The sequence below is a fragment of the Myxosarcina sp. GI1 genome, from assembly GCF_000756305.1.
GTDB lineage: Bacteria > Cyanobacteriota > Cyanobacteriia > Cyanobacteriales > Xenococcaceae > Myxosarcina.
On sequence record NZ_JRFE01000019.1, the window covers coordinates 15,722 to 28,239 of the forward strand.

At 40.6% G+C, this 12,518-nt stretch carries 12 protein-coding genes; all 12 read left to right on the forward strand.

Translation table 11 applies throughout. From position 1 onward, the window contains the following. Window positions 1-794 precede the first annotated feature (794 nt). Window positions 795-1,106 carry a carbon dioxide-concentrating mechanism protein CcmK gene (locus KV40_RS14260; RefSeq protein WP_036482719.1) on the forward strand — a complete coding sequence of 104 codons (312 nt, stop codon included), beginning with the start codon at window positions 795-797 and terminating at the stop codon, window positions 1,104-1,106. Between the two features lie 309 nt (window positions 1,107-1,415). Continuing rightward, on the forward strand, window positions 1,416-1,754 hold the full coding sequence (locus tag KV40_RS14265; protein WP_036482720.1) for a carbon dioxide-concentrating mechanism protein CcmK: 339 nt from the start codon (window positions 1,416-1,418) through the stop codon (window positions 1,752-1,754). 19 nt (window positions 1,755-1,773) lie between these two features. Beyond that, on the forward strand, window positions 1,774-2,085 hold the full coding sequence (locus KV40_RS14270) for a EutN/CcmL family microcompartment protein (protein ID WP_036482721.1): 312 nt from the start codon (window positions 1,774-1,776) through the stop codon (window positions 2,083-2,085). 104 nt (window positions 2,086-2,189) lie between these two features. Then, window positions 2,190-4,253, forward strand: a complete 2,064-nt coding sequence (locus tag KV40_RS14275) for a ribulose bisphosphate carboxylase small subunit (protein WP_036482722.1) — start codon at window positions 2,190-2,192, stop codon at window positions 4,251-4,253. Window positions 4,254-4,378: 125 nt separating this feature from the next. After that, window positions 4,379-5,005 (forward strand): hypothetical protein, encoded by a 627-nt coding sequence (locus KV40_RS14280; RefSeq protein ID WP_036482724.1) that lies wholly within the window; start codon window positions 4,379-4,381, stop codon window positions 5,003-5,005. 683 nt (window positions 5,006-5,688) lie between these two features. After that, window positions 5,689-7,104, forward strand: coding sequence for a form I ribulose bisphosphate carboxylase large subunit (locus tag KV40_RS14285; RefSeq protein WP_036482727.1), 1,416 nt, complete (start codon window positions 5,689-5,691; stop codon window positions 7,102-7,104). A 98-nt stretch (window positions 7,105-7,202) separates the two neighbouring features. Next, window positions 7,203-7,613, forward strand: coding sequence for a chaperonin family protein RbcX (locus tag KV40_RS14290; protein WP_036483086.1), 411 nt, complete (start codon window positions 7,203-7,205; stop codon window positions 7,611-7,613). A gap of 25 nt (window positions 7,614-7,638) precedes the next feature. After that, complete coding sequence (locus KV40_RS14295; protein ID WP_036482729.1) at window positions 7,639-7,974, forward strand: ribulose bisphosphate carboxylase small subunit; 336 nt, start codon at window positions 7,639-7,641, stop codon at window positions 7,972-7,974. 250 nt (window positions 7,975-8,224) lie between these two features. Continuing rightward, window positions 8,225-9,691 (forward strand): DASH family cryptochrome, encoded by a 1,467-nt coding sequence (locus tag KV40_RS14300; protein WP_036482731.1) that lies wholly within the window; start codon window positions 8,225-8,227, stop codon window positions 9,689-9,691. 262 nt (window positions 9,692-9,953) lie between these two features. Then, complete coding sequence (locus KV40_RS14305; protein ID WP_036482734.1) at window positions 9,954-10,691, forward strand: hypothetical protein; 738 nt, start codon at window positions 9,954-9,956, stop codon at window positions 10,689-10,691. Window positions 10,692-11,331: 640 nt separating this feature from the next. Continuing rightward, window positions 11,332-11,697 carry a Mo-dependent nitrogenase C-terminal domain-containing protein gene (locus KV40_RS14310; RefSeq protein WP_036482736.1) on the forward strand — a complete coding sequence of 122 codons (366 nt, stop codon included), beginning with the start codon at window positions 11,332-11,334 and terminating at the stop codon, window positions 11,695-11,697. A 37-nt stretch (window positions 11,698-11,734) separates the two neighbouring features. Further along, window positions 11,735-12,502 carry a hypothetical protein gene (locus KV40_RS14315; RefSeq protein ID WP_036482738.1) on the forward strand — a complete coding sequence of 256 codons (768 nt, stop codon included), beginning with the start codon at window positions 11,735-11,737 and terminating at the stop codon, window positions 12,500-12,502. Window positions 12,503-12,518 lie beyond the last annotated feature (16 nt).

The window sequence follows — 12,518 nt, forward strand, 5'->3', positions numbered from 1 at the left end:
GGTTGCTAGCAGCTATTCCTCGACGTTCCTAACTATAAAATTTATTGCTTTCTCTTAAGGATTTATCTTATCAGGTATCTTGTAAATCGATACTGTTTCTGTATACTTAGTTGGAGCGATTAAAATATTTTGCTACTGTTAACAAATTAAATTGAGCCAAGTAAAGCATTTATTACCAGGTGAGTAAATATAATTTACTATCGGTTCGCTAGAATTCCCCCTCGCTCTTGTTTATTTGTCAAGAACAGGCAATTATTTATATTGTTCTCAAATAGTAGTTAAATAGTAGTTATTAAAACTTGAATTTGGCTTAAATCTATTTTTAGAAACACAGGATCGCGACCGATGCGCTAAATCAACCCCGAGCGATTGCTAAAAATATATCTGTAGCCTTGACAAGATTACCTTATTATTCAGTCATGATAAAAAAATTATAAACAAAAATTTGTTTGTGACCGATTGCGAACGAGCTTCATAGCAAAATTTTAGCAGAAAACGACTAGGTATTAATTCTTATTAACTAATAAATTAAAAATTATAATCAAGGTTTATATTGTCAAAGAGGACAAGGTTATTTATGCTTAGATCGTGGGAAGTAAATTAGCTATCGCCGTGATTTTATCCGCTAATTGTTAAGAACATCCAGTGAAGAGAAAACAAGTTATTTATTGCAGTAGTGACATAAATATTCCAAACGAGCGATAAAACCTAGCAATTAGTTTATTAATTAAAGGCGATCGCGTTTTTACCACCACTTATCGATATATTTTTGGTTTGAAGAGGAAAAATAAACAATGCCTATTGCAGTAGGAATGATTGAAACTTTAGGGTTTCCGGCGGTAGTAGAAGCGGCAGATGCTATGGTCAAAGCTGCTCGCGTTACCCTGGTAGGTTATGAAAAAATTGGTACGGGACGCGTAACGGTAATCGTACGCGGCGATGTTTCGGAGGTACAGGCTTCAGTATCGGCTGGRGTAGAATCTGCTAACCGAGTTAATGGCGGTGAAGTTCTTTCTACTCATATCATTGCTCGTCCTCATGAAAATCTAGAGTACGTTTTGCCCATTCGCTATACCGAAGAAGTAGAGCAGTTTAGAACCTATTAAATATAGGCGATTGCAACTCGAGAATGTGGCATAGCACAAAGCTGTGATAAAAATGACTCGGAGTTCGGTTAGGTTACAGAACGATATCGATTTAATTAAAGGCTTTGTCAGTACGTACTCTACGATTGCAACTGCCTATTTAATTTGACAGGGATAAAGCCAAACCTTCCCTTTATTAGAAATAAGCTCGAAACCACAAACTCGTAGTCGGTCGAACTAAACTTCGGTCGCCACACAATAACTAGCAATCGCCAATCGGTTTGGCGAACTAACTCATAAACAACTTATTTATCAGGAGCAATTTAAAGTATGTCCATTGCAGTAGGAATGATTGAAACTTTAGGTTTTCCGGCGGTAGTAGAAGCGGCAGATGCTATGGTCAAAGCCGCTCGCGTTACCCTGGTAGGCTATGAAAAAATTGGTACGGGACGCGTTACCGTAATCGTACGCGGCGATGTTTCGGAAGTACAGGCTTCAGTATCGGCTGGTATTGACAATGTTAAAAGAGTAAATGGCGGACAAGTTTTATCAGATCATATTATCGCTCGTCCTCATGAAAACTTAGAGTATGTCTTACCAATCCGCTATACCGAAGCCGTAGAACAGTTTCGCGAAAGCGTAAATCCTCGTCCTCTCAGAAGACCGTAAAGCGGTAGAGCGAAATCGGATGCAAATTGCTAAAGTTCGCGGTACGGTAGTCAGTACGCAAAAAGATCCTAGTATGACGGGAGTTAAACTACTTCTAGTACAGTACATAGACGAAGAAGGGCAACTGCTACCCCAATACGAAGTTGCTGCCGATATTGTCGGTGCTGGCGTTAGCGAATGGGTGTTGATTAGCCGTGGCAGTGCGGCACGTACTGAAGGTCGTCGCGAATCTCAACCGCTAGATGCTTTAGTAGTAGGGATTATTGATACGATTAATGTAGATAATAATCGTTCGCTATACAGCAAAAGAGAAATCGAGCGTTTTTCATAGCGCGATTGCCTCTGGCGGTAGGCTCTGCACCATCGCTTTTGGCGATATGCCGAGCATAATCGCGTCAGCAACAACTGACTCAGTAAATTATTAGGAGGATTGATATGGTAGTCCGCACTAAAGCGGCTCCCCCGACTCCTTGGTCGAGCGACCTGGCAGAGCCAAAAGTAGATCGAAGTGCCTACGTACATTCATTTTCCAGATTAATTGGAGATGTTCGCGTGGGTGCTAATGTGTTTATCGCTCCTGGAAGTTCGATTAGAGCCGATGAGGGAACGCCATTTTTTATTGGCGAAAGCACAAACATTCAAGATGGAGTCGTCATTCACGGTCTAGAAAAAGGACGGGTCGAAGGCGACGACGGCAACGACTATTCTGTATGGATCGGTAGGGATACCTGTATCACTCATATGGCACTAATTCACGGACCTGCATATGTCGGTGATGAGTGCTTTATTGGTTTTCGCTCCACAGTGTTTAACGCTAAGATTGGTGCTGGCTGTATCGTCATGATGCACGCGCTAATTCAGGATGTGGAAATTCCTCCAGGAAAATACGTACCGTCAGGAGCGATAATTGTCAATCAGCAACAGGCAGATCGCTTGCCAGATGTTATCAAAAGCGATCGCGACTTTGCCAGTCATGTTGTAGAAATCAATGAAGCTCTGTTAGCTGGCTATCGCTGTGCTGACGATATTGCCTGTATCGATGCCAAACGAGTAAAAACAGGTAAGGGTTTGGCAGCAAAAGTAACTAATGAAAATGCCTATATTAATTCAGTAGGAAAAATGAGTTTAAGTTCGGAGATTAAAAACCAAGTGCGATCGTTACTGGCGCAGGGATGTGTCATCAGTACCGAACACGCTAACCAGCGTCGCTATAAAACCAAGTCCTGGCTCACAGGAGGGCAAATTGAAGGACGAGAAAATCGCGTAGTCGAACAGTTAGAAGATATACTTAACGAATATCAGGGTGAGTACGTCAAGCTAATTGGAGTCGATCCTCAAGCCAAACGTCGAGTCGCAGAAGTTATCGTCCAGCGACCAGATGACACACCAGGGAAAGGAAGCACAAAAATAACGATCGATCGCACTAATGGTAAAATCCGTAGCGGCGGCGGCAGAAATCGCAGTCGCAGCTACAGCAGCAGCAACGGGAACGGTAAAGGTAACTTAGATCGCGACACTACCAGACAAATCAGTTCACTAGTATCACAAGGTTGCAGTATTGGCATCGAACGCGCCAGCCAACGCCGCTTTAAAACTAAATCCTGGCTGACAGTCGGACAGGTAGAAGGTGGCGAAAGCAAAGTAATGGGCGCGATCGACAGAGCCAAAAAAGAATATCCTAATGAATACATTCGGATTATTGGTGTCGATCCTAACGTTAAGAGAAGAATGGTCGAGCTAATCGTCCAGCATCCAGGAAGAACGCCAGCTAAGACTTCTAAAGGGTTTGGGGTTTCTAGTTACAGTAATGGTAACGGCTATAGTGGTAACGGCAGCAGCAGTTTAGATTCGGAAACCGTACAGCAAATACGCTCTTTACTGACGGCTGGATATCAAATTGGTAGCGAACATGCCGACAAACGCCGCTTTAAAACTAAATCTTGGAAAACTTGCTCTCCTATAGAAAGCCGCAATCCTTCAGAAGTAATTGAAGCTCTCGAAGCTTGTTTGGCAGAACACGAAGGAGAGTACGTCCGTATGTTGGGAATCGACCCCGATGCCAAACGTAGAGTCTCTCAAACCATTATTCAAAGACCAGAAGACAATCCCGCAGCCAAAAACAATGGCAGCAATGGCAGGGCTAAAGACAAAAAAGATCGGGGTTACTTTGTCGCCGATTTTACTAACGACGATAGTAGTAATGGCAGACCTCCAAAATATAATGCCTTTAGCAATCGTAATTTGAGCAAAGAAGCTTTACAAGAAGTACGTTCTTTACTAGCTGCTGGGTTTAAAATAGGTACCGAACACGCTAACAAGCGACGGTTTAAAACTAAATCTTGGCAAACTTGTTCGCCAATTGATAGTAAGCACGAGATGGATGTAGTTTCTGCTTTAGAAGCCTGTTTGGCAGAACACGACGGAGAATACGTCCGCCTGTTTGGCATCGATCCTCAAGCCAAACGTCGAGTATCTGAAACTATTATTCAGCGTCCTTAGTTTGTTTATTTTCGAGGTTGCAGTTCTATTTCAATGAATTGAGAAACGGTAGAGACGTTCTATAAATTTATCGAGCGTCTCTTGACTCGAACACCGTTTTTGCACCCAGTTGACTATTGCCAAAAATGTATTTATTACCCCCGCAACCTACCAACTCCGAAATTTGTATTAGTGGCGATGTCGAAATTCATCCCAGTGCCTCTGTCGCACCAGGCGTAATCTTACAGGCTGCTCCCCAAAGCAAAATTATTATTGGAGCCGATGTTTGTTTGGGAATGGGGGTGATTTTGAGCGTCGATCGCGGCAAGATTGAAATCGAGCGAGGAGCTGCTTTGGGTTCGGGAGTTTTAGTTATCGGTGCTAGTAAGATTGGTAATAATGCTTGTGTGGGAACGGCAACGACGATTTTTAAGACATCTGTAGCGGCAATGGCAGTTATTCCTCCAGGTTCCTTAATTGGCGATACTTCGCGCCAATCGGAATCGAGTGAAGCAAACAATACAACTCAGCAATCTTCAGGCGGACGAGATGATGATGCTAAAAAAGCTCGTCAACCAAAAACAAAGCCGAAGGGGTTCGAGGCTTCTCAAACAGAATCAGAATCGAACACCAGCCAACCTGAAGCTTCAAAAGGAACTGATACTGTAGTTGGTAAGGTTTACATAGATAGATTGATGATGACTCTATTTCCTCACAAAAAAAGCTTGAATTCAAACTCACAAAACGAAGGCTCTAATGGTCGTCATCCTTGATTTTTTAGTTATCTAAAATATTGGTATACAAATTGCCAGTTGATAACAAATAGCAGTACAAACGAATAACTACTAGTTAGTCTGCTTTTACTTGCTTCAACTGACAAATTTTTTGTTCTCAATACTTGTAAATAATCGCTGCATGTTAGCTGGTATTAGCCAAAATAAACTTCAAAAGCTAATATTTTTGAAGCATAAAATCGATTGAATGCCTGACAGAGTAACTTTTATCTCAATTAAGCTCGATCCTTAAAGAGTATATATACTTATAACTGCCGCGATCGCGATCGTAATTTTGAAAGTAAATTGCACTTAATAAGCTTGAAAGTAATATTTCTTAACTTACTAAATTGCAGCATTTTATTATGATTAGTTTAATTAATGTATTTAAGAATAAATGGCAATCAAACTGGGGGCAAGATTTCTGTTGAAAGTAATAGCGATCGTGCTATCGTGTTAACATGTAAAATTGAAAAAAAGAAATAGTCAAAAAGACTATATACAAGCCAAATTATTGGCAAATCGAGATATTATTTCTACCAATCTTTTTACAGCAATAAGAGTCAGTCAGAATGACTCTTAAACCAGTTTGGGAACGGCTAGATTACTAATAAAGTTCGATCGAGCTTCTCAACTAAAGGTGAAAATTAAGCATTTGTTTTATTTATGGAGGAATGACCGACATGGCAACCAAAACATCTTCAGGTTTTGATGCGGGTGTAAAGGATTATCGCCTGACTTACTACACCCCAGACTATACCCCCAAAGACACCGACTTATTAGCTTGTTTCCGCATGACTCCCCAACCGGGTGTTCCTCCAGAAGAAGCTGGTGCGGCAGTAGCGGCTGAATCTTCTACAGGTACCTGGACGACAGTATGGACTGATGGTTTAACCGACCTCGATCGCTATAAAGGACGCTGTTATGAAGTAGAACCAGTATCGGGCGAAGACAACCAGTATTATTGCTTTGTTGCTTATCCTCTCGACCTGTTTGAAGAGGGATCGGTAACCAATATTTTGACTTCTATTGTAGGTAACGTATTTGGATTTAAAGCATTACGAGCCTTGCGCCTAGAAGATCTTCGTATTCCCGTAGCTTTGATGAAAACCTTCCAGGGACCTCCTCACGGGATTACTGTAGAGCGCGACAAACTTAACAAATACGGTCGTCCTTTACTAGGCTGTACCATTAAACCCAAACTAGGTTTATCGGCTAAAAACTACGGTCGTGCAGTTTATGAATGTTTGCGCGGTGGCTTGGACTTCACTAAAGACGATGAAAACATCAACTCTCAGCCTTTCATGCGCTGGCGCGATCGCTTTTTATTCGTTCAAGAAGCAATTGAAAAATCTCAGGCAGAAACCAACGAGATTAAAGGTCACTATCTCAATGTAACCGCAGGCACCTGCGAAGAAATGATGAAACGTGCTGAATTCGCTAAAGAAATTGGCACTCCTATTATCATGCACGACTTTTTAACTGGTGGCTTCACTGCTAACACTACCTTAGCTAAATACTGTCGCGATAACGGTCTGTTGCTCCACATTCACCGCGCCATGCACGCTGTAATCGACCGTCAAAAAATTCACGGTATTCACTTCCGCGTTTTAGCTAAATGTTTGCGGATGTCTGGTGGCGACCACCTCCACTCAGGTACTGTTGTAGGTAAACTTGAAGGCGAACGCAACATTACTCTAGGTTTCGTCGATCAAATGCGTGAAGACTATGTAGAAGAAGACCGTTCTCGCGGTAACTTCTTTACTCAGGACTGGGCTTCAATGCCTGGTACCATGCCCGTTGCTTCTGGTGGTATTCACGTTTGGCACATGCCAGCTTTAGTCGATATTTTTGGTGACGACTCCTGCTTGCAGTTTGGTGGTGGTACTCTGGGACACCCCTGGGGTAACGCACCTGGTGCAACTGCCAACCGTGTAGCTTTAGAAGCTTGTATCCAAGCTCGTAACGAAGGACGTTCTCTCGCTCGTGAAGGTGGTGACGTAATCCGTGAAGCTTGTCGTTGGTCTCCAGAATTGGCTGCTGCCTGCGAAATCTGGAAAGAAATCAAGTTTGAGTATGAAGCTGTAGATACTCTCTAGATTGTTATTAGCAAACAGTAAATTGCTAAGTCTGGGATAGAAGATAAAAGTAAATTAGCTTGAGTCTGAAAGTTCCAGACTACCAACAACAAAACCAAATGCAACCAAAAGACATTGCCAAAGAGACGGCGAAAGTTTTGCAGAGTTACCTGACTTACCAGGCGGTAAAAGTAATCATCGAGCAGCTAAACGAAACTAACCCTGGTGCTGCTATTTGGCTGCGGCAATTTTCTTCGGGAAACAAGCTTCAAAATGGCGAAGCCTATTTAGAAGAAATTATGTCTCAACCGAGGGGTAAAGAGTTCGCTTTAAGGATTATGACCGTTCGTGAAAGTATTGCCGAGCAAACTTTGGAATTTTTACCAGAGATGGTGGCTACAGGAATTATGCAGGCAAACTTATTGCACCGCCGTCATCTTTTGGAACGTCTTACTCAAACAGAAGCTGAAGCATCTCAGTCTACTGAAAATAGTTTGGATTCAATAGAGCCAAAAGAATCTTCTGAGTGAAATATAGCTATACACAATAGAAATCATGAAAACATTACCAAAAGATAAACGTTACGAAACTCTTTCGTTTTTGCCTCCTCTAACCGACCAGCAAATTATCAAGCAAATTGACTACATGCTAGATCAAGGCTTTATTCCTGCGGTCGAATTTGAAAAAAATCCCTCTCCTAGTTTGCACCATTGGACTTTATGGAAACTACCTTTGTTCGACGCTAACAGCCCCCAAGACGTACTTACAGAAGTTCGCGAATGTCGTTCGGAATATTCTGACTGTTACATCCGCGTTGTAGGTTTTGACAACATTAAGCAGTGTCAAACTGTTAGCTTTATCGTTTACAAGCCCAACTCTAACCGCTACTAAGCAAATACCTGGCGATTAGCGGCAATTAAAAAATAACTAGAGGTAATGCGAATAAACATTATTCGTACTACCTCTTAATTTTTTTATGCACATGACTAATCTACTAACCAAAATAATTTGCTGTCATAATTGCTTCTAAAGTAACGAAGTTATCTTCAGTAATTAAAAACTCTCGTTCCATACTGGCGATCGCATCTGATGCTCTTAAATGTTGCTAAATAGTTGAGGTTTGTTTAAATTAAAAATTACTATGGCACAGCAACGTATTTTAATTTGGCATCGCAATGATTTGCGACTTCACGACCGCAAAACTCTAAACAAAGCTTTACAAACAGAAGCATTAATTTTTCCCGTTTACTGTTTCGATCCGAGGCAGTTTGGAACTACTGCTTTTGGCTTTCCTAAAACTGGTAAATATCGCGCTCGGTTTCTCTTAGAAAGCGTTGAAGATTTACGTAATTCCCTACAAAAATTAGACAGCAATTTAATCGTGCGACGGGGTTTACCTGAAGAAGTCATTCCTACTCTGGCAAGAAGTTTAGACATCGACACAGTCTACTATCAGCAGGAAGTAACCGACGAAGAATTAAAGGTAGAGCGAGTTTTAAAGCAAGCTTTAGAGTCGATAAACGTCAAAGTTGAAGAATTTTGGGAATCAACCCTTTATTTACCCAAAGATTTACCTTTTGAAATTTCAGAAATACCCGAACTCTACACCAATTTTCGCAAACAGGTAGAGAAGCACTCGACAATCGAGCGATCGCTACCAGTACCAGAGAAATTACCCCAACTCCCAGAAGTAGAATTAGGAGAAATTCCCACTCTGGCAGATTTGGGTGTCGAAACACCTGAATTTGATAATCGCGCCGTTTTAAAATTTAAAGGAGGCGAAACTGAAGCGATCGCCAGACTAGAACACTACTTTTGGGAGGCAGACTGTCTTAAGGAATATAAAGAAACTCGCAACGGGATGTTAGGTGCTAACTATTCTTCTAAATTTTCTCCCTGGCTGGCAAACGGCAGTATTTCTCCCCGCTATATCTACGATCGCGTGCGAGAGTACGAAAGCGAACGAGTTAAAAACAATTCTACTTATTGGCTGATTTTTGAATTAATTTGGCGCGACTTTTTTCGCTTTATTTGTGCCAAACACGGTAACAAAATTTTTAGAGTTTCTGGTTTGCAGGGTATTGACATTCCCTGGAAAGAAGACTGGGACAGATTCGATCTTTGGCGAGAAGGCAAAACTGGCTATCCCTTAGTAGATGCCAACATGAAAGAGATAGCTGCTACGGGTTTTATGTCCAATCGTGGCAGACAAAATGTTGCCAGTTTTCTGACTAAAAATCTAGGTATTAACTGGCAGATGGGTGCCGAGTGGTTTGAATCATTACTGATAGACTACGACGTTTGCAGTAATTGGGGTAACTGGAACTATACTGCAGGGGTAGGCAATGACGCTCGCGGGTTTCGCTATTTTAATATTCCCAAGCAGACCAAAGATTACGATCCTCAAGGAGAATACATCAAACACTGGCTGCCAGAATTAGCTACCCTTCCAGGAGATAAGATACGCGAACCCTATAAGCTCAGTTCGGAAGAACAAAAACGTTACGGAGTTAGATTGGGAGTCGATTATCCCCGTCCTGTAGTTGACTTTTTTAAGTCAGTTAAGGCGAATGAGAAAATTTACAGTAGTGCAGTCAGTAAAAACTAGTAGTAGTTTACAATTGCCATCGCCACCATAAAATTGAGTCAGTGTCTAAGATTGCTGCCAGCTTCTGGCTCTGGCTTCTCAAATCGAGTCAGAATTTATAAATACTACGAAGAAGATTATCCGAATTTTTACCGAGGGCAAAGCAAAATCAATCGCCGAAGCTTATTAATTGAGGGATAGCTCTATTTCAATTTGTTGATGCTGCGATGTTTATCGCAGAGAGATTTTTGAGCGATTGGCAAACAGTCATAACTGTTGACTCATGAATAACACTGTTACCAACAAAATAGTTTTGATTGTCGATCGCCAAGATAGTGACTATTATCGATTGTCTCAAAAACTAAAAGCAGTCGGTTTTAAAGTTGTAATTATCGATGAGTCAATAAATACTTTAAATGCAGCTATATCGCTACAGCCAGAGATAGTACTTATCGATCTAGATTGTAATGAATGCGATCGAGTCGAATATGACGAGCGTACCAAAAATATTTCACTTATTTTAATCGCCTCTCTGTCTCGTAGTGTCGATCGACTAAAACAAGCGGACTGGCAGAGTGTGGATTCTATTACCAAACCAGTGACACTAAAGGAGATGTTGATGCGGGTTACAATTCGCATCGCATTGAGGCGTATGGAAGCTCGACTTCGGCAAGAAATTTTCAGGCGCAGCCAATCAGAAGCAATATTAGAGCAATCCCAGTGGTTATTAAAGCAAAAGTTAGCGCGTGAAAATGGCAAGTTACTCGCTCTCAAACAAAAATTAGCAGACCGCCAACCACCCATTACCGAGCGAGAGCTAGCACGATTTGCCAATCGAGTTGCTGGCGATTTACAAACACTGTTAGACTCCTTAGCAACCCTCAAACCTTTGCATACCAATGAAGAGACTGTCATTATTGCGGAGGAAGAACGGTATTTAGAACTACTAAGCGATTGTGATTTAAGGCTTAAGGTTTTTATTCGCGAACTATTAATTAATACCAATTTAGAAGCAACCTAATAGTTTACTTAAAAATTTTTCTTACCAATAAAACAATGAACTGGAAAAAAGTAACTGCTATCAACAAAAAAATTGTCGATTAATTTACCAAACTGTAGTCTAGATTGCAAAATAAACCTGTCACTTTAAAGATCTAAAGCTATACTGTTTCTTGGCAAGATAAAACCACACCATAGGACATATTTAAGTAGTTAAAGTTGGCGTTAAGACAGCTTGTATTAAACATTACTACCAAGAAATAAAAATGTATCTAATAAAACATAAAATTATGTGGCGAGTTGGTTTAAAAACATTAACTAAAATATTTTTCCAACTTCAAAGCAATAATTTTGTAGCTACACAAAAATTTMAAAATATCTTTAAGTAAGTTTTAMAAGCCATAAGTACTATTGCTCAGGTATTTGTTTATAATTTTGGAGAAGATTATAACCAAGCGACTACAAATTATTTATTTTATTTAAAAACTAATAACTGAATTAGTTATCTGTCGCCTTAGAAAACCAGAATGTTTGTCTCATCAAAAATTAAAAACAGCGTTTTAGCCAAACTGCATGTCTTTAAATTGACAAACCTATTAACTAAAAAGCAGCATTTTTAGTTGCCATACCCAACTAGCAAAATCTAAGTGAGTCAATTAATTATGAATGTTAAACACTATACAGTTAAAAACATCAATAATAGTTTTGACAAAATTCAACAAAAAACTCGTAGATTCGCGATTGATGTTATCGAGAAGGTAAGTAAGCCAATAGAGCCACTGTCCCCTTTACGTAATTGGTTAAATAACATTAAAATTCGCGATCGCGCCCAGGCACACCGTCTCTGTAAATCTATTCCCAGTCAGTGTCCTTTTGAAAGACAAATTGCTTTGTTCGGGCGCACTATTTTGGCTATTCCCCCACTTTGCAAACTAAATCCTTTGTATGACGAAGTTATTGCCTTACGTTTCCGCGCTATTTGCTACCTTGCCGATGTTTGTGGTGAAGATGTAAGCTCTTACTGCTAAGATACTTTAAAGTTATTACTTAGCTATCCTATCGCTTGTGGCAATTATCGCGTTAAAAGCTTGGTACATCAAGCAATACGAACCAATCAAAGAAACGATCGCCAAGCCTTACAATCTGCGTTTGAGTAGAAACAGCTTACTCAAATCGGGTTTGAGAGTAGATTTTTTGGACGATCGCTCTGATATAGAAGGTTCGGAGTGGTTTGGGCGCTATTTAGAAGGAGAAACAGTAGAATTTTATATCGAGGGCAGCGGTAACTATCTTATCGCCAATATCGATTTAATTTCTCAAGAAATTTACTTTACCAAAAAAGAATCTCTATCAGGACTAGATCCCATCATCTACTTTAGTCCTCAATACGAATACTCAGCGGCGGCTGACATATCTCACTCGACTTTACAAAAAACCGTTACTGAATTATCCGAGCGATCGCGCATCCCCTTATCTTTAGAAACTGCACCTCGTCAAGATTCTCCCCTACGTCTCAGTGACAGTCAGTTAAAAAGAATTCGCAAAAGCTTATTATTTATTGCCGATACTACACCTACAGCTAGTGTAGCTACGGAAAAAACAGACAAACTATTGCTAAATTCTAATGTCTGTGTCGAAATTGGTTACGCCCTACAAAGTAAAGACAGCGGACAAATACTGCTTTTGAGTATGGAACGTTCGGAGTTAACTGGAGAGCTTCCTTTTGAAGTTGCTAATTACAAACGCCTGAGCTATAAAAACGCTTCTCAGCTAGAGCAAACTTTACCCCAGCTTGTAGAAAGCTTACTGCAAAAATTCAAACTATTTGTTTGAAAATTCAATTGTGCAA